Here is a 22,606-nt window from a genome sequence, read left to right on the forward strand (position 1 = left end):
CTAGGGAAAAGGTCCCCGGGGCAGGCCGGGCGGATGCGGTCAGTGTGCGGTCAGGCCAGGCGGTTCGGCGACGACGGTGACTCAGTCGCCGGGATTTCGTCGCCGAACCGTTGCCTGGATCAGGCCCTTCAGGACCCGGTGTGCTGCTCCGGTTCCAGCGAGTTCCCCGGCGGGATCTGCCCGCAGCTGGACGGCGCGGCCTTGCCCGCGAACCGGTCGCCGAGCCAGGCGATCGCGGCCGGCGCCCACGCCGGAAGCGCGGTCGCGTGGCTGAGCAGGTCGTACTGCGTGTACTTGATCGAGGTGTTTCCGGTCGCGCAGTACTGATTCGCGAGCGCGCGCACGTCGCCGGCCACCATCACGCCGTCGCCGGTGCCGATGCCCGGCTCATTGCTGACAGTGCCTTCGAGCGCGCCGTTGTTGGCCTGCGCGATGAACCCGGGAATCGAAGGCGTCGCCGCCGAGCCGATGTTCACCTTGTTGACCGCGTCGACGAACGGCGGCACCGAATCCGGGTTCGCGTACTCCGGCTTGACCAGCTTCTGCCAGGTCAGCCCGGGGTAGCGGCCGAGCGCGTTGGCGATCGACGCGTGTTCCAGCTCGCCGAGCACCTTCAGCCCGTACTCGCTGGCGTAGGGCTTGAGGTCGATGCTGTACCCGCGCGAGACGCCGATCAGCGCCATCGGGATCACGCCGGACCAGACCGGGCTGCCGCCGACGTACTTGAGGTTGTGCGCGGGGTCGACGAGCACCCCGCCCTCGGCGAACCCGACGAGGTTCTTCTCGACGTCCGGCGCGTAGCTCGCGGCGATCGCCGACGCCCAGCCGGTCGCGATCGCGCCGCCGGAATAGCCGATCAGGCCGAATTTGGTGGATTCGGTCATTCCGGTGCCGGGCGCGTGCGTCGCGGCGCGGATGGAGTCCAAAGTGGTCTGACCGTATTCCGGACCGTCGGCGAAATCGGCGGTCGGGCCCTCGGTGTCCGGGATGACGACGCTGTACCCGAGCGCGAGCGCCGGTGCGATGAGCAGCGATTCGGCGTTCGGCAGCACGCCGCCGAGCCGGACGTCGCCGGCGATCGCGCGGGACGGCGCGTCCTCGGGGTCGAGCGAATCGTACGCGGATTGGTAGGAAATGACCTTTCCGTTGCCGCCCAGGGGATTGCGGACGACCGAGGTGACGTTCGCGGTGGGATTGCCCTGTGCGTCGGCGGTCCGGTAGAGCAGCTGGGTGGCCTGCACTGGAGTCGGGAAGCCGAACACGTGATAGGTCAGCGTTCGCGTCTTCAGCACGGTGCCCGGCGCGTACGACGAGAGCGGCGTGCTGCCGTCGTAACTGTAGAAGGAATCGGCCGAGGCGGCGGCGGGCAGCGCGACGGCGGACGTGATCGCGAGAGCGGCGGCGGCGATCAGCGCGCGGACGGGTTTCCGGATCATGACTCCCCTTTGAACCATGAAGTACGAACCATGATGTGGATCACGACTGGCGGGTAACTTACCAGTGAGTAGGTATCCGCACAACTACGGAATGTGCAGGCAGTGCCGGTGCCGGGGAGTCAGGCCTGCCCCGAGTAGGCGGCGGCGAGCGCGGCGGCTCGGTCGTGCAGCGCGGTGCGCAACGATTGCGGCGCAAGGACTTCCGCGTTCCGGCCGGCCTGCCACAGCGCCCATTCGGCGTGCCGGGAATCCTGGAAAGCCGCCTCCAGTCGAATCCACCCGTCCGGGCCGGATTCCTCGGCGAGAATGGCGAGCGCGGTGCGTGCCAATTCCTCCCGCTGCGCCGGGCGAATCCGGACCAGCGCGACGATGCGGTCACCGCCGCCGCGGAACCGGGTGCTGCGTTCCTGCCAGGCCCGGCCGAGGTCCACTCGATCGGGCCGCTGCGCTGGTTCGTCGAGCTCCTCGGCGGCCAGCACCCGCGACAGCCGATACGTCCGGTCCTCGCCCTCGCGAGTGGCCAGCAAATATCCCAGCTCCCGTACGGTCACCAGTCCGATCGGGTGCACTGTGCGCCACTTCGGGGACTGGTTCAGGGCTTGGTAGCGGATGCGCACCTGGTGGCCGGCGAACACCGCGCGGCGGATCTCGGCCACCACCGCGTCCGGTGCCTCGTCCGCGACCGCGCGGCGCGAAAGGAGGTCGATCTCCGGGTCGATGAGCAGTCGCTCGGCCACGCCCGCCGCAGTGTGCCGATGGCTTTCCGGCAGCGCGTCGACCACTTTGAGCATGGCCGAAGCGAGCGCCGAACCGAGGCCGAACGCCTGAGCGCCGCGGCGTGACCCGGCGACCAGCAGCGCGAGGGCTTCGTCGTGGTTCAGCCCGGTGAGTTCGGTCTGAAATCCGGGCAGCAACGCGAAACCGCCGTTGCGCCCGCGTTCGGCGTAGGCCGGCACGCCCGCCGCGGACAGCGCGTCGATGTCCCGCAGCACCGTGCGGGTGGAGACTTCCAGCTCGCGGGCGAGAGTGGTCGCGGACAGCCGGCCGCGCTGGCGCAGCAGCAGGACCAGCGAGACCAACCGGTCGGCGCGCATACCGGAAATTCTAGCCAATACACGACACAGGATGTCGCGTATTGCTTGCCAAGCTCCTCCTCGTATTGCCGAGAAGTACTGCCGAGAACGCGAATGGAGCAAGTGGTGGAGCGAACGACTGTCAACCCGTGGGCGTGGTCGACGGCGATGGGATACAACCAGGGCGAACTGGTGTCCGGCCCGGTCCGGACCCTGTACTGCTCCGGGCAGACCGCGATGAACGGCGACGGCGAACCGCAGCACACAGGGGACATGGCCAAGCAGGTGGCGCTGAGCCTCGACAACCTGGAGAAGGTGCTCGCCGAAGCGGGCATGACGCTGGCGAACCTGGTCCGGCTCAACGTCTACACGACCGACGTCGACAAGCTTTTCCAGCACTACGGCGTCCTCGCCGCCCGCCTGGCCGCGGCCGGGATCGCCCCGTCGACCACGATGCTCGGCGTGACCCGGCTGGCGATCCCCACTCTGCTGGTCGAGCTGGAGGGGACCGCTGTCGCCGAGCTGTAGTGCCGTAGTTCGGCCACCCGCATATATCGCAACGTGATATATATGGACGAGTGACCGAACGAGGCATGTCGGAGCAGGTCTTCCTGATCCTCACCGCGCTCGCCGACGAGCCGAAGCACGGCTACGGCATCGTCCAGGCCGTCGAGAAGCTGTCGGAGAACCGAGTCCGCCTCCGGGTCGGCACGCTGTACGGCGTGCTGGACCGGCTGGTGGCCGACGGGTGGGCGGAGCGGGACAAGGAGGAGATCCACCAGGGCCGGCTGCGCCGTTACTACCGGCTGACCGATCTCGGCGGCCGAACTTTGGCCGAGCAGACCCGGCGGCTGGCGGCGAATGCCGCGGCTGCGGATTCGGTGCTGCGGGCGCGGGGCTGGGCGCCGCGGACGGGCGGCGAGGCATGACCGCTCCCGAACTCCAGTACCGCCGGATGGTGCGGCTGCTGCCTCGGTGGTACCGCGCCGAACGCGAGGACGAAATGGTCGGCGCGCTGCTGGACGCGCGCGACGGCGGTCGCATCGAGGAAGGGCGCGAACTGCTCGCGATGCTGGGGCTGGGCCTGCGTGCCCGGCTGGCCGCAAGCTCAGCCCCGGCTCGCGTGGTCGCTTTCGGCGACACGGTGCGCCTGGTCGCGCTGCTCGGTCTCCTGTGGGGCGTGATGAAAGGCGTCCTCGCCGTCGGGCGTGACTTGTCCGACGCTGTCACCTTTCCGCATCTGCTCGGTCCCTTCGCCGCGACGGTGATGGTGCATGTGGCTCATCGGCTCTGGCTGGACCTCGCCTTGACCGCCGCGACGACGGTGCCTCTCGTGTTGCTGTTCGCCGGACGGCGCCGGGCCGCTCGAATGGTCGCCGGGGCAGTGCTGGTCGCGGGATTCGCCGCGTTCCTGTACCGGTATTCGTTTAGTTTCAGTCCAGATCTACTGGGCTATTTCGTCCCGCAATGGCTGCCGTTGCTGTTGATGGTCGCCGGATTCCATGCTGGCGCGCCCCTGCCGGTCGCGCGGAAATGGTGGCTCGCGCTGGCCGCGATCGCGGCTTCGGCGCTCTACTTCGGCTCCTTCGTCGACTCGGATCTGCGCGGGCTCTCCTGGTATGCGTGGGCGGCCGTGCTGATCATCCCGGCTTATTTCGCGTTCCGGCGCCGCACGCCCGCGTGGTCGTTCTCGCTGGCGGCCTGCTGTGCGTTCGTGCTGACCCAGCCGATCGTGCTCCGGGCCACCATGGCGGGCGCCGGCTTCGAGCCGACAGAGCTGCTGCAGATCTGCGTCGTGGGCGCCGGCATCGTGGCGCTGGTCGCGACCGGAATCATCGATTACCGGCGGAGATCTTAATCTTGGACACTATTCCCAGAGCGCTTCCGCGCGCCGTAAAACAGCCGGTTTACCTCCCTGATTATCGGCGAAGAAACCGCTGGATAATCGTCGGTTCGATACTGTTGATCGCCATTCTCGGCTACGTCACCCGCTGGATTTGCGATGATGCGCTGATTTTCACCAGAATCGTCGAGCAGATCCTCGCCGGGAACGGTCCGGTCTACAATCTCGGCGAACGGGCCGAAGCGTCGACAAGCACGCTGTGGCAATGGCTGCTCGCGTTCGCCGGGTTCGTGTTCGGCCAGTCGGACACCTCGACGCTGTCCTGGATGCTCGGCCTGCTGCTCACCGCGGCCGGGTTCGGCTTCGCGGTGAGCGCGACGAGCCGGTTGCACGGCGGGCACGTCGCGGCGATGGTGCCGTGCGGTGTTCTCGCACTGCTGGGCGTCCGGCCGGTGTGGCAATACGCGACGTCCGGGCTGGAGACCGGGCTCAACACGTTCTGGATGGCTCTGTGCTGGTGGCTGCTGGTGCGCTCGCGCGGCGGCGGGTCGGCCAGGTCCGCCAGGTCGGTGGTCGGCGCGGCGTTCGCGATGGGACTGGGGCCGCTGGTCCGTCCGGAACAAGCGTTGGTCGCGGCGGTGTTCCTGGCCGCGTTGTGGTTGGTGGCGAAGCCGTCCTGGCGAGTCACGCTCGGCGCGGTCGCCGCCGCCGGCGCGCTGCCGGTCGGTTACGAGATCTTCCGCATGGGCTTCTACGGCATCCTCGTGCCGATGCCCGCGCTCACCAAAAACGCGAGCGAATCCTTCTGGGCAAGGGGATTCGGGTACGTCGGAGACTTCGCGAACCCGTATCTGCTGTGGCTGCCGCTGGTGCTCTGCACGGTCCTGCTCGCCGGAGTGCTGCGGCGCCGCACCGATCTGGTCGTCACGCTCACCCCGGTCGTCGCGGGTCTGCTGTCGCTGGGATATCTGCTCAAGGTCGGCGGCGACTACATGCACGCGCGGATGGCGCTGCCGATCTTCTTCCTGCTGATGCTGCCGGTACTGGTGGTCCCGGCTTCGAAGAACACTCGCGTGGCTGCCGTCGTCCTGCTCGCGTGGGCCGTTCTTTGCGGCAGTCTCGGGCAATTCGTGCCGCGGAACGGCGAACTGATCGACGACGAGCGCGGTTACTACCACGCGTGGACCGGTCAGGCGTGGCCCACCGAATCGGCGGACTTCACCTGGAAGCTGGAATACCTCCGGAACGCCGCCAGGCCGCGGATGTTGACCTACGAAGGCCCCGGCCCGCAAGCGCGGATTCTGACGGTACCGCTGCGCGCGGACGTCCCGTCGAAGTCCGTGATCATCGGGGTGTACCTGGGGACGACCGGGGTCATGTCGCCGGTGGACGCAGGCGTGGTCGATTTCTGGGGCCTGGCCAACCCGATCGGCGCGCGGTTCGAATTCCCGACGGTGAAACCGGGACACTCGAAACCGTTGAGCAACGCCTGGCTGCTCGCGGATTACGCGGACCCTTCCGCGCCGGTCCCCAGCCCGGGCAACTTCGCGGTGCGCGCCGACGTGACCGCGGACCAGGTCGCCGCCGCCCGGCACGCGCTGAGTTGCGGCGAGCTGGCGGAAATCCAGCGCTCGGTGCGAGAACCGATGTCGCCGGGCCGGTTCTGGGCCAACCTCACCGGCGCCGTGCACCGGACCGGGGTGACTGTCCCGCCGGACCCGTTCGCCGCCGAACGGACCTTCTGCGGATCCTCGTGATCCGCCTCGCGGAACTGCCCTTGCCCAGGTCAGACCAGGAAGCGCATCCTGGAGCACACGGGGCGGAGGTGACGGGATGACGGCCGGGCCGACCTTGATCGGATCCGTGCGACGCGCGTTGCACCTGCTCGACGCCGTCGGCGCGAGCGAGCGGCCGGTGCCGGCCAAAGTGCTCGCCCGCAGCGTCGGACTGCCGTTGCCCACGACGTATCACCTGCTGCGCACCCTCGTCCACGAGGGCTACCTCCGGAAACTCGACGACGGCTACGCACTCGGCGGCCAGGTCAGCGAACTGTGCCAGCGCACGTCGCTGCACGCCGTCCTGCCGCGAATCCGCCCGGCACTGCGAGCGCTGCGCGACGAGGTGCGCGGCGCGGCCTACCTCTCGCTGTACTCCGACGGCGACATCAAACTCATCGACATCGCCGACAGCGCGGCCGCCCCGTCGGTCGACTTGTGGGTCGGCGTCCACGAATCGGCGCACGCGACGGCGTTCGGAAAGTGCATCCTGTCCGGCCTCGCCAGCGAGCACCGGCGGGAGTACCTGTCGCGGCATCGGCTGGCGGATCTCACGCCGAACACCATTACCGACAGCCGGGTCCTGGAACAGAAGCTGGCGCGATGCGGCGATGTTTTCAGCGACCGTGAGGAGTACTTGCTCGGCATGGCTTGCGTGGCGACGACGGTTCGCGCACCGGGGGTGCTGGGCGCGGTGGCAATTTCGCTGCCGGTGCGGAGGTTGGGTTCGGCTCGGGTGGAGTCGGTGCGCCGCACTGCTTGCCGGGTGTCTCGTGCGCTGGTCGTCGCGCAGTGACACCGGCCGTTTGTGGGTCTGCGGGTACGAATTGGCGTGGGTGATGGCGTTTTGGCGCGGGCGTTCTGTCCGGCGTCGGGGGCGAGCAGTGCCTGTCGCGGCGTGCCATCACCGCCTGCCGGGTGTCTCGCACGTTAGCCGTCGCGCACTGACCCCGGCCGTTGTCACCATCTGAAAACCAGTCCGTTGTCCACCGGCCGTTCTCCGACGAGAGTGGACTTCAGCGCGCCGGAAGGACATCCCCGGCCCCCCGCGTCGGGGAAGCGCACGGGTCGCCGCCGAGTTCCACCGTTGCTCGGCGGCGTCCCGTGTTCGCCTCAGCTGGCGTTGGCGAACTGGCCCGGCCGGCGTGCAGTTGGCTGCGTTGATCAGTCCGACCAGACAGGCCAAGGCGGCGAACTGGTCCGGCGGGACGGTCGGCCCAGGGGCACTGCTTGTGCCCGATGGTCCGGCCAGTGCTCCATCGTCCCGCGACGAGGTGGCGCAGCCTGTCCGGCTTGACAGCGAAAGCCACCACGCCTGCCTGTTTCGCGACGGGCAGAAGCGATGTGGATGCCCGGCTGCGAGTGCGGTGATCGAGAGGCGTGGCTTGCTTCGAGTAGGTCACCACGCCGACGCGATCTGCGCCTTGCCGCTGACGAAAGCGCACAGCCTGGCCATATCGGGGAAGCGCACGGGTCGCCGCCGAGTTCCACCGTTGCTCGGCGGCGTCCCGTGTTCGCCTCAGCTGGCGTTGGCGAACTGGCCCGGCTGGTACAGCCCGGCCGGCGTGCGCACGATGACGTTCATCCGGTTGGCCGCGTTGATCAGGCCGATCAGGAATACCAGCGTGGCGAGCTGGTCGTCGTCGTAGTGCTCGCGCGCCTGCGCCCACGTCGCGTCGGAAACGTCGCCGGCGTCCGCGATTCGGGTGCCCTCTTCCGCCAGCGCGAGCGCGGCCCGCTCGGCGGGGGTGAACACGGTCGCCTCGCGCCAGACTGCGACCAGGTGCAGCCGTTCCGCGGTCTCGCCCGCGGCGGTGGCGTCCTTGGTGTGCATGTCGGTGCAGAAACCGCAGCCGTTGATCTGGCTGGCCCGCAGCGAAACCAGCTCCTGCGTCGACCTCGGCAGCGACGAGTTGTGCACCAGCATGCTCAGCCCGGCGAACCGCTTGCCGATCGACTTGCCGAGGTCGTTGTTCATCAGATCGAACCGTGCGCTCATCAGATCCTCCAGTGTGGTGAAGCGGATGCCCATGAGATGCCGGCCGCCCGCCGGATGTGACAACTCCGGATGTGACCCGCGTCGCACCGGGAAAACCGGTGGCTCGGGCGCGGGGCCGGGACGCAGAATGCGGACGTGGCCGACCAGGGCAGTACCGCGCGGGCGACCGGGCTGAGCCTGGTCTCCTGGGTGCTGTTCGCGAGTTCCGGCCCGCTCGCCAAAGCAGTGCTCGACGCGGGCTGGAGCCCGGCGGCGGTCACTGCGGTGCGGATCGGGCTCGCCGCGATCCTGCTGACACCCGGCGTCGCGCTGCTGCGGCCGCGAGCGCTGCGGTTCCGGCGCACCGAGCTGTGGTTGCCGTTCGGTTACGGACTCCTCGGCGTCGCGGGCGTGCAACTGTTCTTTTTCGTTGCGGTGTCCCGGATTCCGGTCGCGGTGGCGATGGTGCTGGTGAACCTGTCGCCGGTGCTGGTCGCGCTGTGGGTGCGCGTCGTCCGGCGAACGCGGCTGCCGGCGGCGGTGTGGCTGGGAATCGCGCTGGCGATCGCCGGGCTGGTGCTGATCGCCGGGCTCGGACCCGGTGCGCGGCTGGATTTTCCCGGCGTCGCGGCGGGATTGGCGTCGGCGGTCTGTTCGGCCGGATATTTCCTGCTCGGCGAACGCGGTGCGCGGCGGCACGATCCGCTCGGAATGACCGCGGCGGGGCTGGCGATCGGGGCGATGGCGACCATCGCCGTAAGTCCATTGTGGACCATAAAGGCCGCCGCGGGTCCGGTGACGATGGGCGACGCGACGATTCCGGTCTGGCTGGCTTTGCTGATTCTGGCCGTTTTCGGCACCGTGCTGCCGTATCTGGCGGGGCTGCGTGCGCTCGGCGGGTTGCCGGTGGCGCTGGCCGGAGTGCTGGCGCTGGCCGAACCTCTGGCCGCCGCACTGCTCGCGTGGCTGTTGCTGGGCCAGGAACTGGGGCTGGCGCAGGTGATCGGGGTGGCGGTGCTGCTGAGTGGCGGGGGCGTGGTGAGTGTTTGTGCCGGCGAGAACCGGCACAAACACTCACCACCCCTTACATCTTCGCCGCCCCCGCCTTGATGGCCTCACGAATCCGCGAATACGTGCCGCAGCGGCAGACGTTGCGGATCTCGTCCAGGTCGGCGTCGTTGATCTCGCGGCCCTTAGCCTTGGCCTCCTTGACCTTCGCGACCGCCGCCATGATCTGGCCGGGCTGGCAGTAGCCGCACTGCGCGACGTCGTTCTCCAGCCAGGCTTCCTGCATCGGGTGCAGGTCGGCCTTCACCGTGTCCGGCAGGCCCTCGATCGTGGTGATCTCGTCCGTGGCCTTGATGTCGGCCACTCGCACCGAACACGGGTTGAACGCCTTGCCGTTGAAGTGCGACGTGCACGCCTTGCACACGTTGATGCCGCAGCCGTACTTCGGCCCGCGGACGCCGAGGACGTCGCGCAGGACCCACAGCAGCCGCACGTTGTCGTCGACGTCGACGGACACCGGCTTCCCGTTGAGGATGAAGGTGTGCTTGCTCATCGTGCTCCTCAGTAGGTGTGGCTCAGGCCGTCAGTCGGCGATTCGGGGACGGGCGGGACAAACGACTTGACCTCGAAGCCGATCGGGTCGTCGTGGTTGATCGGGAACCGCTTCGGGACCTTGCCGGTCGCGCGGGCGTACGCGCACGCGACTGCCGCGACGGAACAGGCCACGCCCGCTTCGCCCGCGCCGCCCGGCTGCTCCCCGTTGGACGGCATCGCGATCGCGGTGAAGTCCTGCGGGATGTTCCACTGCCGGGTGTAGAAGTAGTTGTCCCAGCTGGCTTCCAGGAAATGCCCGTCCTTCAGGTGGACACTGCTGGTCAGCGCGAGCGCCAGTCCGTCGGCGAAACCGCCCATGATCTGCGCCTCGAGGCCGCGTGGGTTGATCACCAGCCCGGCGTCGAGCGCGATGACCGCCTTCGTCACGCGCGGACCGGCGACGCCGTCGCGGATCTTGCGGTTCACCGTCTCCGGGCGGCAGTCGATTTCCACGAGGCAGGCGCTGGCACCCTTGTACTCCTTGTGGATCGCGATGCCCTGCGCGGTGCCCGGGGCCATCTTCTTGCCCCAGCCGCCGACCTCGGCGACCTTGCGCAGGACGCCCTTCACCTTGTCGTTCTTGAGGAATTCCATCCGGAAGTCGTACGGGTCCTTGCCCATCGCCTTCGCGAGCATGTCCACGACCAGCTCGTTGGCGCAGCCGACGTCGGGCGAGTAGACGTTGCGCATCGACCCGGTGTTGAACCGCTGGTCGGTTTCGGTGAGCGTCTGGTCGACGACGCCGAAGTTGTACGGCATTTCCTGGCTCAGCACGAAAACCGCCTCGGCGACACCGAGGTTGCCCAGTCCGGTCGGGAGTTTCGTGGCGACCGAGGTGAGCATTTCGCCGAGCCCGTGCCGGAACGACGTCTCGACGGAGGTGTGCCGCTGCTCGAAGGTGAGCACGTTCCCGGCGAGCACGGTGGCCCGGATCCGCGACGTCGCCATCGGGTGCAGCCGGCCCTGGCGCGGCTCGTCGGCGCGGTGCCACATCAGCCGAACCGGCTTGCCGAACGCCTTCGACGCCTGCGCCGCTTCGACGGCGTGGTTGCCGAACAGCTTGTGGCCGAAGGAACCGCCGCCGGTGACGACGTGGCACTTCACCTTGCCCTGCGGCAATCCGACCGCCTGCGCGACCTCGCCCTGGGTGACGATCGGCGACTTCAGCCCGGCCCAGATCTCCGCGCTGCCCTCGCGCACGTCGGCGACCGCGCAGTACGGCTCCAGCGCGGCGCTCGAACGGAACATGAACTCGAAGTCCGCCTCGACCGTCTTGGTCAGCACCGGAACCTTCGGCACCGCAAGCGGAAGCTCGGCGCGGCGCAGGTTGGCGAGCACGGATTCGTCGTCCTGGCCCTCGACGCTGCCGGGGCCCCAGTCGACCTGCAGCGCGCGCACGCCGTCGATGCACTGGCCGAACGTCTCCGCGCGGACCGCGACCCCGGTCGGGATGATCGCGATGTCGGTGACGCCGGGCAGCTTCAGCACGTCGGCCTGGTTGCGGACGGCCTTCGGCGTGCCGTTGAGCGTCGGCGGGCGGCAGATCATCGTCGGCAGCGCGCCGGGGATGTCCAGGTCCATCGCGAACTGCTTCTTGCCGGTCACGATGTCGTGCGCGTCGAGGCGGGTCTGCGGCTTGCCGAGCACCTTGAAGTCGCCGGAGCCCTTGAGCTTGCTCGGGTCCAGCTGCACCTGCTTGGTGGTGCTGGACGCGGCCTTCGTCGCCAGTTCGCCGTACGTCGCGGTCTTGCCGTTCGGCGCGGTGACGATGCCGCCCTTGACGATGAACCGCTCGGCGGTGCCGCCGAGCAGGATCGCCGCCGCTTCGAGCAGCTGCTGCTTGGCGATCGCGGCGGCGACGCGGATCGGCGTGTAGGTCGAGACCGTGGTGTTCGACCCGCCGGTGAGCTGGTTGAACAGCAGTTCCGGCCGCGCCGGCGCGAGCGTGACGTGCACCTTCTCGACCGGCAGGTCCAGTTCCTCGGCGATGATCATCGCGGTCGAGGTGGTGATGCCCTGGCCGACTTCGGCGCGCGGGATCTCGAACGAGGCGCTGCCGTCCTTGTTGATGGTGACGGTGATCAGCTGCGACGTCGGAAGCCCGGCGTCGGTGAGCGCGTCGTTGAGGTCGTATAGCTCGGGCGGCTGCGGAGCGGAGGGGACGGCGGCGGACGCGGGGCTGGCGAGCCCGACGTCCGCGGCGACGACGAGGGTCCCGGCCGCGACGACGTAACCGAGGAATCCACGCCGGGAAAAGCCCCCGCGCTCCTTCCCGGTGTCCGGCTCGGAGTGACTGAGAGTCACGCTGGTTCCCCTTTCGAGGTAAGGACCGCGTGCCGGAACGCAGCACGTGCACGCGGGTGGTGGTGGGGGACCACCTTGCCGGGTGAATCCGGGCTTGAGTGTTCAAGTTCTGTACAGCGGCAGCGGAGAGCGATGGTTATCCTGCTGCGCGTCACCAACGAAGGTGGAGATCCGCGTGAGCTCGATGACGTCCCCGCGCAGCGTGATGCTGCGGGAACCGATCGCCCAGTCCTGGCGCCGTGCTTCGCTCGCCGGGGTGCGCCCCGAAACCGCGCTGCTCGGGCTGCGGTCCGCGGAGGTAGACCCGGCCAGCAAGCTGCTCGCGGCGGCCGCGCCGGTGCTGGAGGATCTCGACGAGCGGCTCGCCGGCACCGCGATGTCCACTGTGCTCGTCGACCACGACGGCAGGCTCGTGCACCGGTGGAGCGCCGACCGCGCCGTCGAAGACTGTCTCGACCACCTGGGCATCGGCGTCGGCACCTGCCTGCTGGAGGACGAGGTCGGGACCACCGGGCCGGGCACCGCGCTGGAAACCCGGTCGAGCATCGTGGTGCACGGGGAAGAGCACTACGCCGAGGCGCTGCGCGGTTTCAGTTGCTACGGGCACCCGATTTTCCACCCGGTCACGCGCAGGCTGGAGGGCGCGCTCGACATCACGCTGCTGGCCGCCGAGGCGAATCCGCTGCTCGCGCCGCTGGTCGCGAAGGCTGTCGAGGAGATCGAACGGCAGCTGCTGGAGGGCAGCCGGGTGTCCGAACGGTCGCTGCTGGCCGCGTTCCAGGCGACGTCGCGCCCGACCCGGCCGGTGGTCGCGATCGGCCCGGACCTGTTGCTGTGCAACCAAGCCGCCGCCGACCTGCTGGAAGGCGCGGACGTCGCGCTGCTGTGGAACCTCGCGGGCGAGGCGAGCCGACCGTCCGAAATGGAGACCGAACTGCGCTCCGGCCAGCGCGCGCGGGTCCGGGCCGAACCGGTGCCCGGCGCACGCGGCGGAGTGCTGGTCGAGATCCGCCCGCTGAGCGCGGCCGAGGCCCGGCCGACGCGGCGTCGAGCTGTGGTCATTCCCGGACACGTGCACATCTCCGGCCCGCCCGGAACCGGCCGCACCACCGAGGCGCGGCTGCGGGTGCCCGAGGAACCGTGCACGACGCTGACCGGCTCGGAAGCAGTCCTCGGCGGCTCGGCGGCCTGGGCCGCTCAGTTCACCGCCGCGGTCGAGGCGGGGTCCGGCAGCATCTGCGTCGACGGCGCGGACCTGCTGCCCGCTGAGCTGGTCGACCTGGTCGCCACGCACGCCGCTCGAGGAGTCGGCCCGCATCTCGTGCTGACCACCGGCCCGCGCGAGGGGCTGACCGGCCCGGAGCGGGCGCTGATCGCGTCCTGCGCGGAGAACGTCGAGCTGCTGCCGCTGGCGCATCGGCCGGACTTCCCCGAGGTCGCGGCGCGGATGCTGGCCGAACTCGGGGCCGCGCGGACGCACAACATCACGCCGGGCGCGCTGCGGATCCTCGGTTCGTACGACTGGCCGGGAAACCTGCCTGAACTGCGCGGCGTGCTGAGCCAGGCGATCCGGAAGCGGTCCGTGGGCGCGATCGGGCCGGGGGATTTGCCGCCCGCGCTGGTGGCGGATGCTTCTGGCCACGAGCTGGCGCCGATCGAGCGGGCGGAGCGGAACGCGATCGTGGCGGCGTTGCGGTCGGCCGGGGGGAACAAGGTGCGGGCGGCCAGCACGTTGGGGATTTCGCGGACGACGTTGTATGCGCGGATGCGGGCTTTGCGGGTGCTGGGCTAGTTGGCATGGTTATTGGCATTGGCGCGCTAGTCGGTAGGCGTCGGGTCAGCGGTAGTCGGCCGGTGATTGTCCAGTCCACCGGCGAAATGCTCGCCGAAACGCGCTCGCCTCGGAAAAACCCAGCCGTTGAGCCAGTTTCTCCATCGATTCGTCGCCGCGGCTGAGACTGGCGATCGCGGCGTCCCGACGAACGCCGTCGCGGATCTGGCCGATCGACGTGCCCTCGCCCCGCAACAGCCGGCGCAGGTGCTGGGTGCTGACGCCGAGCCGGTCCGCAATGCCGTCCGGTGCGATGGTGCCCTGCTCGACGATCGCGCGGACCTGGTCGGCGAGGGCCGAACCGTAGTCGCGGGTAGCGAGCCAGGCGTCCGGCTGGTCCTCGAGAAACTCGGCCAGCTCCGCCTCGCCGCGGATCACCGGTGCGGGCAGGAGCCTGCTGTCGAAGGCGAGGACCAGCGCGTCGGCGTCGAACTGCGGATGGCGGCCGAAAACCAGCTCATAATGCGGCGCGTGGTCCGGTTTCGGCCACGGCAGGCGGAGTTCGCGCAGGTCGATGCGTTGTCCGGTGAGCCAGCCGAGCAGCCGGTGCACGACGATGGCGACCAGTTCGGCCGCGACGTGCTCGGGGTCGTCGAGCTGGCCAACGTCGATCTCGACCTCCGCCAGCGGAGCCGCCGAGCGGACCGCGACGGCGGGCATGCCGGGCAGGACGTGAGCGGCTTCTTCCAGGCGGTGCAGGGCCGTCCGCAGGTCCGGCGCGGGCGCGACCGATCGGACTACCAGCCGGAACAGTCCGCGCGGGGCTCGCGGGCCGAGGGCGAAGAGTTCGTCGTCGGTCTGGAGCCACAGTTCGCGGGTGAGCTCGGAGACCTGGCGGAGGGTGACACCGGCGCGGTCCGGCGGGATGCCGAGGCGGCGCAGCAGCGCGGGGCGTCGAGATTCCGGCGTTCGCCGATCCGCGCCGGCCGCCGGGCCAGGGCGTCCAGAACCGCCGGATCGTCCGCGGTCCAAGGCTAGCTGGCGGTTAACGGGCGATTTCTACCCGATCGGGTGACGCGGCTCGGCCGGGATCCGCGCGCCGAGCAGCCGTTCGGTCTCCGTCCAGAGCCACGCGCCCAGCTCCGGATCGCGGCTCGTCGTCACCGGCTGTTGCACCTCCGCGTGGGCGGTCCGATGCGGGCCGAGGTACTCGCCGCCGCGCAGTTCCAGCGAGGCGACCGCGGCGACGACCGGCCGGGCCGCCTGATCCTTCCCCCGCACGATCCCGCGGAACAGCGCCCGAGCCGCCCGCGCCCCGGGCCGCCCGAGCGTGAGCGCGTCGATCGCCCCGCCGGGATGCACGACGATCGACTGGAGGTCCGCGAGCCGCCGGTGCAGTTCGAAGCCGAAGATCTCCACCGCGTGCTTGGACATCGCGTACGCGACCCGTGCCCGGTAATCCCTTTCGGACAGCCAATTCTCGCGATCGAAGGGGATCTTGCGGGTCAGCGTGCTCCCGAGACTGACCACCCGCCGGACCGCCGGAAGCGCGCGCCGCAGCAGTTCCGCGTGCGCGAGGTGGTTGATCCCGACGATCTCCTCCACCCCGAACGCGCCGACCCGCCGCGCCTGGCCCGGCCCGAACGCCCCCGCGACGACACCCGCGTTCAGCACAAGTGCATCCAGCGGTACTTCGCTGAGCTGGTCGCCAGCCCGGGCGATGGACGTCCGATCGGCGAGGTCCAGCTGAAGGAACTCGTGCCGCGGCGGGTCCGGGAGCGCGGAAACCGCCGCGTGGCCCCGGGATTCCGACCGGCCGAGGACCAGTACCCGGGCACCGAGATCGGCGAGCTGTGCGGCGGCGAAGAAACCGATTCCGGAGGTAGCCCCGGTGATCGCGACGGTCTGCCCGTCGATCCGCTCGGGTTGTACTTCTTTCGACACAGGGTGGACGCTACGTTCGCCGCCGATGTCCGCACCAGTACCGGCGCTAGCGGATTTCGGGACCATTCCGCGCATTCCTCAACGCCGGGCGAGCGCGGCCAGCCGGTCCGCGACCAGGTCGATGTCGGCGTCGGTGGTGCGGTAGTTCGCGACGCACGCCCGGATCGCGGTTTGCCCGCGCAGCCGTGCCGGACCCAGCAGCGCGGTGCCTTCGTCCGCGAGCTGGGCGAGCAGCTGCGGGTATTCCTCGTCGCGGCGGCCGTCGATGCGCACGCACACGGCGGTCAGCGCTACCGGGTTCAGCAGAGTCAATCCCGGTTCGGCGGCGACGCGTTCGCCGAGCCGCGCGGCGAGGCGGAGGCAGCGTTCGGCGGCGGCGCGGAAGGTTTCGACGCCGAACGTCCGCAGCGCGGCCCACACCTTCAACGCCTTAAAACTGCGCGAAAGCTGTGGTCCGTAGTCCATGAAGTCGAGCATCAGGTCGTCCTCGGCGACGGTCAGATAAGACGACGAGAACGCGAAGGCAGATCGAAGTTTTCCGGCGTCTTTCACCACCAGCGCACCGGCTTCGAGCGGCATGAACAGCATCTTGTGCGGATCCAGTGCGATGGAATCCGCGCGGGACAACGGGGCGAACGTCTCCCGCACCGAGTCAGCGAGGACGAACAACGCACCGTACGCGCCGTCGACGTGCAGCCACAGGTCTTCTCGCGCGCACAGATCGGCGATGGGTCCGATCGGATCGATCGATCCGCTGGTGACCGTGCCGGCGGTGGCGACGACGCAGAACGGTTCGAACCCGGCGGCACGGTCGGCCGCGACGGCGTCGGCGAGGAGGTCGACTCGCAGGCGGAAGTCGTCGTCGACCGGGATGTGCCGGACGTGGTCCAGGCCGATGCCGAGTGTCGCGGCGGCCTTGTCGACGCAGCGGTGGGCCTCCGTGGAGGTGTACAGCACCAGCGGCGCACCGGATTGCAGGCCGCGTTCGCGGAAATCCGGGCGGCGGTCTGAGAGGGCGGTGGTGATCGCGTCCCTGGTCGCGCCGGAACCGCCGTTGGTCAGGATGCCGCCCGCGGCCGGGCCGAGGTCGAAAAGACCGGCCAGCCAGCGGACCACCGAGCGTTCGACGACGCTCGCCGCGGGGGAGAGCTGCCAGAAGTTGCAGTTTTGGTTGAGCACGGCGGTGATCGCATCGGCGTACGGAGCGATGCCGTTCGGCGGACCCTGCACGTACGCGAGGAATCGAGGGTGCGCGACGGTGGTCGAGTTCGGCACGATGCGGTCCCGAACCTCGGCGAAGAATCCTTCTACGCCAATGCCTTCTGCCGGAAACGGTTCGGCGAGGAGTTTGGCCAGCGTGTCCCGGTCGACGTCCGGGAGGATCGGCCGGGTCCGGAGGGATTCTTCGTAGCCGTCAACGAAACGGGCCAGCGAAGCGGCTGCTTGCGCGCGTTCCGCGGGGGAGAGGGCGAGGGAGTTCACGTGCTGCCTTCCGGTCGGATGCTGGTATCGACGGTAGTGCGGAAGGCAGGGCAGCCGATGCCGAAGATTGCGCCGCAGACTCTCGTGAATAGCATCGGATGCCATGGACAAGACCGATCGCGCAATTATCCGCCACCTGCTGGCTGACGGCCGGCTGCCGAACAACGAACTCGCCGACCGGGTCGGGCTGTCGCCGTCGCCGTGTCTGCGCCGGGTCCGCGCGCTCGAAGCGGCCGGGGTGATCACCGGTTACCACGCGGCAGTCGACCCAGCCGCGCTCGGCCGTGGCCTCGAGGTGCTGCTGCACGTGGAAATGGCGGATCAGCGCAGCGAGGTCATCGAGGCGTTCGAGGAGGCGGTGCTGCGACTGGACGAAGTGGTGTCGTGCCGCCGGATGTTCGGCACCCCGGACTATCTGATGCAGATCGCGGTCGCTGATATGGCCGCGTACGAACAGCTTTACATGACTGAGTTGACCCGGATGCCGGGCGTGGCGCGGACGAATTCGCAGTTCGCGATGAAGACGGTGAAAGCGGCACCTGGTCAGCACTGGTGAGATCTTCCGGCGGGCACTGGGCGAAGCTCGATAAGCCGTCCCGCGGCCGGGATTTTCTGACAAAGACATGTCTGGACCAGTCCGTTGACATGGTTGTCATCGCGGGCTGACCATGGTCTCGTCGCCGGAGCGCACGCCGGTTCCGGACTCGCACCGCTCGCCTGAACGGGTTCCGTCCGCTTTGTCGTGCCGGAGGAAGCTGCCATGCTGCTTCGTCGATTTCTTGCTGCCTTAGTTTTCCTGGCCGCCGTACCGGGCCATTCCGCCGAAGCGGCACCGCTCGGCCAGGCGGTGCGGATCATGCCGCTCGGCGATTCGATCACGGCCGGAGCGGGCAGTGCCACTGTGTCGTCCTATCGGGCTCCACTGTGGACAATGCTCTCTGGAGAATCCCGTTACTCGCCGCGGTTTGTCGGTACCCAGACCAATGGAAGCCTGCCCGATCCGGCCAACGAGGGCCACAGCGGTTACACGATCGACCAGATCACCGCGGGCATCGACGGCTGGCTCGCGTTCGACCGGCCGGATGTCGTCCTGCTGCACCTCGGCATCAACGATCTCGACCGCGGCATCGAGGTCGCCGGAGCGCCGGCCCGGCTGCACACTCTGCTCGACCGGATCTACGCCGACCGGCCCAACGCCGCCGTCCTCTTGCTGGGGTTGATCCCCACGTCAGCGGGCTTGGAGAGCCGGGTCGCGGCGTTCAATTCCGTCGTGCGCGGTTTCGAGGCCGACGAAACCCAAGCCGGGCACCGGTTCCGCTACGTCGAGCCGCCCGCGCTCGCCCCCGGGGAAATGGTCGATCACCTGCATCCGAACGATGCCGGGTACCGGCGAATGGCGGAAAGCTTCTCCGGCGCGCTCGCCCGCGCGTACACCGAGGGCCTGTTCGCCGGGCACCCGCCGCTCGGCGCCGGAACTGAATCCGGCGGCACCGGAAAGGTCCGCTGGGCCGATTTCGACGGCGACGGCCGGGCGGATTACCTGACCGTTGCGCAGAACGGCGCAGTCAGCGTTTACCTGAATCGCGGCGGCGACGGCCACGGCGGATGGCAGCCGCTCGGACAAATCGCCACCGGGCTCACCACGGACCCGGCGCGAGTCCGGTTCGCCGATTTCGACGGCGACGGACGCGCCGACTACCTCCTGCTCGAACCGACCGGTGCGGTGATCGTCTACCTCAACCGCGGCGGCGACGGCCACGGTGGCTGGCAGTCGCTGGGCCAGGTCGCGACCGGAACCACCGCCGACCCGAGTCGCGTCTGGTTCGCGGACTTCGACGGCGACGGACGCGCCGACTACCTGACCATCGGGCAGAACGGCGCGGTCACCGCCTATCTCAACCGCGGCGGCGACGGCCGCGGTGGCTGGCTCGGCCGAGGTCAGGTCGCTGGCGGCACGACCACCGACGTGCGCAGCGTGCGTTTCGCCGACCTCGACGGCGATGGCCGGGCCGACTACGTGACGATCGCTCCGAGCGGCGCGGTCAACGCGTTCTTCAATCGCGGCGGCGACGAGCAAGGCGGCTGGTATTCGCGAGGCCAGGTGGCCACTGGTGTCACCACGGATTCCAGTGCCGTCGCTTTCGCCGATTTCACCGGCGGCGGCAATGCCGATTACCTCCTCGCCGATAAAACCACCAACGCCGCTTCCGGCTATTCCTGGGAAGGCGGCGACGGCCACGGCGGATGGATCGACCGCGGCCGAATCGCCAGCGGTGTTCCGATCAGCTGAATAAACCCCGATGGAAAAGGACGCGCGATGAAAGTTCGAGCGAGAGTGAGTTGTGCTCTGGCGACGGCGGTTACCGTCGCTGGACTGTGTTCCGGACCAGTTCAAGCGGCTGAACACCGCGCGGCAGCCGACCCGGCCGGCCTGGTCAACCCGTTCATCGGAACCACCAATCAGGCCAACGATTTCCCCGGCGCGGACGCTCCGTTCGGAATGGTCCAATGGAGTCCGGACACCAACTCGCGGCCACCGGGCGGAGGCTATGAATACAACGACTCGACGATCACCGGATTCAGCCTGACCCACATCGCCGGCCCCGGCTGCGGCGCGGCGGGGGACCTGCCGATCCTCCCGACCGTCGGCGGAGTCAACCCGTCCGCGAACGTGAACTTCCAGCACAGCAACGAATCCGCGTCCGCCGGGTATTACCGGGTCAAGCTCGACAACGGCGTCAACACCGAACTGACCGCCACCACGCGCAGCGGCATGGGCCGGTTCACCTTCCCCGCCGGAAACCAGTCGAACCTCGTGTTCAAAGTGGACGGAAGCCAGAACCGGCCCAGCAACGCACAGTTCACCGTCGTGTCGAATACCGAAGTGCGCGGCCAGGTCACCAGCGGCGCGTTCTGCGGCGCGGCCAACAGCTACACCGTCTACTTCGACCTGATCTTCGACCGTCCATTCGCGAGCAGCGGCAGCCGTTCGGTCACCTTCGACACCTCCGGAAACCAGGTGGTACAGGCGAAAGTCGGCGTGAGCTACGTGTCGGCCGCCAACGCGGCAGCGAACCGGACCGCCGAGAACGCCGGCTGGGATTTCGACGGCACCCGCGCCGCCGCCGCGCGGGCGTGGAACGACCAGCTCGGCAAGATCAAAATCGCCGGCGGAACATCGGACCAGCAGAAGATGTTCTACACCGCGCTGTACCATTCGCTGCTGCATCCCAACGTGATCAGTGATGTCAATCGCCAATATCCCGGCTTCGACGGCAAACCGCACACCGTCGACGCGGGCCACGACGCGGTGTATGCCAACTACTCAGGTTGGGACATCTATCGCGCCCAGGCTCAGCTGGAGGCATTGCTGGCGCCGAAGGTGGCGTCCGACACCGCACAGTCCATGGTGGACGATTACCGTCAGACCGGGATCTTCCCCAAGTGGTCGGAGAACAACGGCGAGTCCTACGTGATGGTCGGCGACCCCGCCGCGGCCATCATCGCCGACTACTACGCCTTCGGCGCCCGCGACTTCGACACCGCCGACGCGCTTAAGGGCCTCATCGCGGAAGCGGCCAAAGCGAACGACAACCGTCCAGGCCTGAACTACCTCGACAGCCTCGGCTACCTGCCGCACGACGGAAACTTCGGCTGCTGCAACGCCTACGGCCCCGCAGCGACCACTTTGGAATACAATACCGCGGACTTCGCGCTGTCCGCTTTCGCCGGCGCGCTCGGCGACACCGCCAACCAGCGTACGTACCGCAACCGCGCGCAGAGCTGGCGCAATCTGCTCAACCCGCAGTCCGGTTTCGTCCAGGCCCGCAACGCCGACGGCAATTGGCCGCTCGACTTCGACCCGACGAACGGCAAGAGCATGGTCGAGGGTACGTCGTTCATCTACACCGGCATGGTGCCCTTCGACCTGGCCGGACTGACCCGCGCCAAGGGCGGCCCGACCGTGATGAACCATTACCTGGACAACGTCCTGCGCACGTACGACGGCAACGACGGCCTCGCCTGGATGGGCAACGAGCCCAGCATCGAACTGCCCTGGGAGTACGACTACACCGGCGCGCCGTACCGGACGCAGGAGACGGTCCGGGCGATCCAAGGCAAGATCTGGCGCAACACCCCGGACGGCCTCGGCGGCGGCAACGACGATCTCGGCACGATGAGCGCCTGGTACGTCTGGTCCGCGCTCGGCATGTTCCCGGAAACCCCGGGCACCGCCGACCTCGCGCTGGGCTCGCCGGTCTTCAGCCAAGCCGTCGTCACGCTCCCGTCCGGCAAGACCCTCACCGTCAACGGCAACGGCGCGGCGGACAACGCGCCGTACGTCCAGGATGCCTCGTGGAATGGCACCGCCTGGAACAAGGCGTACGCGCCGGATATCAGCAACGGCGGCAGGTTCAGCTTCACCCTCGGCACGACGGCCAACAAGGCCTGGGCCGCGGACCCGTCCGCCGCGCCGCCGTCCTACCCCGGAGACAGCCCGGCACCGGCGAGCCCGCGCGTCGGCCCGATCGTCGCCGGAGTGTCGTCGAGCCTGTGCGTCGACAACGCGTTCTCGAAGGTCACGGACGGCAACCCGATCCAGCTTTACGGCTGCGATTCGACCTACGCGCAGGACTGGGTGATCGGCACCGATCACACGCTGCGCGTCCACGGCAAGTGCCTTGACGCCGACAACTCCGGCACCACGAACGGCACCCGCATCCAGCTCTACACCTGCAACAACACTGGAGCCCAGCAGTGGGTCGAGGACAACGGCGCGCTGCGGAACCCGCACTCGGGGCTCTGCCTGGACGATCCGAACAGCAGCACCAAGGAGTTCACCCAGCTGCAGCTCTACACCTGCAACAACAGCCCCGCGCAGAAGTGGGCGCTGCCCCGCTGACCTGACCGGTTGCCCAGACCTAAGGCGGCGCCGGGGCTGGTGTGCTGTCCGTGAGGGGAACCCTGAGGGACTCTGAGTCCTTCAGGGTTCGGCGGATTCAGGTGGTGGTTGCAACGCCTGGTGTTTGTTGGTGTGAGAGTAGCGTGTTGAGGGTTTCGGCTGGGGTGTGCCAGTCGAGGGTTTGGCGGGGTCGTCCGTTGAGTTCGGCGGCGACGGCGGCGAGGTCGTCGGGGGTGTGGACCGACAGGTCGGTGCCTTTGGGGAAGTACTGGCGGAGCAGGCCGTTGGTGTTCTCGTTGCTGCCGCGCTGCCAGGGGCTGTGGGGGTCGCAGAAGTAGATCGCCAGTCCGGTGGCGAGGGCGATGTTCTTGTGCTGGGCCATTTCGGTGCCCTGGTCCCAGGTCAGCGACCGGATCAGCAGCGGCGGGAGGGTCGTCGCGGCCGTCGGGCAGCGGCACCAGGATCGTGAACCGGGTCTGGCGTTCGACCAGGGTC

General features: G+C 68.8%; 18 protein-coding genes and 1 pseudogene. 10 read left to right on the forward strand and 9 right to left on the reverse strand.

The window, feature by feature from the left end:
• Positions 1–128: 128 nt before the first annotated feature.
• Positions 129–1,436, reverse strand: coding sequence for a lipase family protein (locus ABD156_RS39600; protein ID WP_344286173.1), 1,308 nt, complete (start codon positions 1,434–1,436; stop codon positions 129–131).
• A gap of 119 nt (positions 1,437–1,555) precedes the next feature.
• The gene (locus tag ABD156_RS39605; protein ID WP_344286174.1) at positions 1,556–2,530 is read right to left on the reverse strand and encodes a helix-turn-helix transcriptional regulator; all 975 of its coding nucleotides are present in this window, start codon (positions 2,528–2,530) and stop codon (positions 1,556–1,558) included.
• Positions 2,531–2,635: 105 nt separating this feature from the next.
• Here ABD156_RS39605 and ABD156_RS39610 point away from each other — a divergent pair, with 105 nt between their 5' ends.
• The 5 genes from ABD156_RS39610 (at position 2,636) to ABD156_RS39630 (ending at position 6,923) form a co-directional block, all read left to right on the forward strand.
• Positions 2,636–3,037: a RidA family protein gene (locus tag ABD156_RS39610; protein WP_344286175.1), complete on the forward strand. Its 402-nt coding sequence runs from the start codon at positions 2,636–2,638 to the stop codon at positions 3,035–3,037.
• 50 nt (positions 3,038–3,087) lie between these two features.
• Entirely contained in the window at positions 3,088–3,438 is a 351-nt protein-coding gene (locus ABD156_RS39615) for a PadR family transcriptional regulator (protein WP_344286176.1), read from the forward strand.
• Positions 3,435–4,367 carry a hypothetical protein gene (locus tag ABD156_RS39620; protein WP_344286177.1) on the forward strand — a complete coding sequence of 311 codons (933 nt, stop codon included), beginning with the start codon at positions 3,435–3,437 and terminating at the stop codon, positions 4,365–4,367. Before ABD156_RS39615 ends, ABD156_RS39620 begins: the two co-directional genes overlap by 4 nt.
• Before the next feature lie 104 nt (positions 4,368–4,471).
• A complete protein-coding gene (locus ABD156_RS39625; protein WP_344286178.1) occupies positions 4,472–6,109 on the forward strand; it encodes an arabinofuranosyltransferase AftB family protein in 1,638 nt (545 codons plus the stop codon).
• Positions 6,110–6,185: 76 nt separating this feature from the next.
• Positions 6,186–6,923, forward strand: a complete 738-nt coding sequence (locus ABD156_RS39630; protein WP_344286179.1) for an IclR family transcriptional regulator — start codon at positions 6,186–6,188, stop codon at positions 6,921–6,923.
• Between the two features lie 723 nt (positions 6,924–7,646).
• Here the strand turns inward: ABD156_RS39630 and ABD156_RS39635 are convergent.
• Entirely contained in the window at positions 7,647–8,126 is a 480-nt protein-coding gene (locus tag ABD156_RS39635; protein ID WP_344286180.1) for a carboxymuconolactone decarboxylase family protein, read from the reverse strand.
• 135 nt (positions 8,127–8,261) lie between these two features.
• On the opposite strand from ABD156_RS39635, the gene ABD156_RS39640 reads away from it, so the two are divergent.
• Positions 8,262–9,215, forward strand: coding sequence for an EamA family transporter (locus tag ABD156_RS39640; protein WP_344286181.1), 954 nt, complete (start codon positions 8,262–8,264; stop codon positions 9,213–9,215).
• On the opposite strand, the gene ABD156_RS39645 is transcribed toward ABD156_RS39640, so the two are convergent.
• Positions 9,190–9,666 carry a (2Fe-2S)-binding protein gene (locus tag ABD156_RS39645; protein ID WP_037817840.1) on the reverse strand — a complete coding sequence of 159 codons (477 nt, stop codon included), beginning with the start codon at positions 9,664–9,666 and terminating at the stop codon, positions 9,190–9,192. The genes ABD156_RS39640 and ABD156_RS39645 overlap by 26 nt on opposite strands.
• A gap of 8 nt (positions 9,667–9,674) precedes the next feature.
• Positions 9,675–12,011, reverse strand: coding sequence for a molybdopterin cofactor-binding domain-containing protein (locus ABD156_RS39650; RefSeq protein ID WP_344286182.1), 2,337 nt, complete (start codon positions 12,009–12,011; stop codon positions 9,675–9,677).
• Between the two features lie 184 nt (positions 12,012–12,195).
• On the opposite strand from ABD156_RS39650, the gene ABD156_RS39655 reads away from it, so the two are divergent.
• Positions 12,196–13,803 carry a sigma-54-dependent Fis family transcriptional regulator gene (locus ABD156_RS39655; protein ID WP_344286190.1) on the forward strand — a complete coding sequence of 536 codons (1,608 nt, stop codon included), beginning with the start codon at positions 12,196–12,198 and terminating at the stop codon, positions 13,801–13,803.
• Positions 13,804–13,848: 45 nt separating this feature from the next.
• Here the strand turns inward: ABD156_RS39655 and ABD156_RS39660 are convergent, their stop codons facing one another.
• From ABD156_RS39660 to ABD156_RS39670, 3 genes are all read right to left on the reverse strand, one after another.
• A complete protein-coding gene (locus ABD156_RS39660; protein ID WP_344286183.1) occupies positions 13,849–14,814 on the reverse strand; it encodes an AraC family transcriptional regulator in 966 nt (321 codons plus the stop codon).
• A gap of 27 nt (positions 14,815–14,841) precedes the next feature.
• The gene (locus ABD156_RS39665) at positions 14,842–15,726 is read right to left on the reverse strand and encodes an SDR family NAD(P)-dependent oxidoreductase (protein WP_344286184.1); all 885 of its coding nucleotides are present in this window, start codon (positions 15,724–15,726) and stop codon (positions 14,842–14,844) included.
• A gap of 78 nt (positions 15,727–15,804) precedes the next feature.
• Positions 15,805–17,208, reverse strand: a complete 1,404-nt coding sequence (locus tag ABD156_RS39670; protein ID WP_344286185.1) for a pyridoxal phosphate-dependent decarboxylase family protein — start codon at positions 17,206–17,208, stop codon at positions 15,805–15,807.
• A 103-nt stretch (positions 17,209–17,311) separates the two neighbouring features.
• Between ABD156_RS39670 and ABD156_RS39675 the strand changes: the two genes are divergently transcribed.
• The 3 genes from ABD156_RS39675 to ABD156_RS39685 all read left to right on the forward strand — a co-directional run bounded on the left by ABD156_RS39675 (position 17,312) and on the right by ABD156_RS39685 (position 22,111).
• Complete coding sequence (locus ABD156_RS39675; RefSeq protein ID WP_344286186.1) at positions 17,312–17,764, forward strand: Lrp/AsnC family transcriptional regulator; 453 nt, start codon at positions 17,312–17,314, stop codon at positions 17,762–17,764.
• Positions 17,765–17,968: 204 nt separating this feature from the next.
• Positions 17,969–19,498, forward strand: coding sequence for an FG-GAP-like repeat-containing protein (locus tag ABD156_RS39680; RefSeq protein WP_344286187.1), 1,530 nt, complete (start codon positions 17,969–17,971; stop codon positions 19,496–19,498).
• 27 nt (positions 19,499–19,525) lie between these two features.
• Complete coding sequence (locus tag ABD156_RS39685) at positions 19,526–22,111, forward strand: lectin (protein WP_344286188.1); 2,586 nt, start codon at positions 19,526–19,528, stop codon at positions 22,109–22,111.
• A 97-nt stretch (positions 22,112–22,208) separates the two neighbouring features.
• On the opposite strand, the pseudogene ABD156_RS39690 reads toward ABD156_RS39685, so the two are convergent.
• Positions 22,209–22,606, reverse strand: a pseudogene (locus tag ABD156_RS39690) (IS30 family transposase); the annotation flags it as partial.

Source organism: Amycolatopsis albidoflavus (assembly GCF_039525725.1).
GTDB classification, from domain to species: domain Bacteria; phylum Actinomycetota; class Actinomycetes; order Mycobacteriales; family Pseudonocardiaceae; genus Amycolatopsis; species Amycolatopsis albidoflava.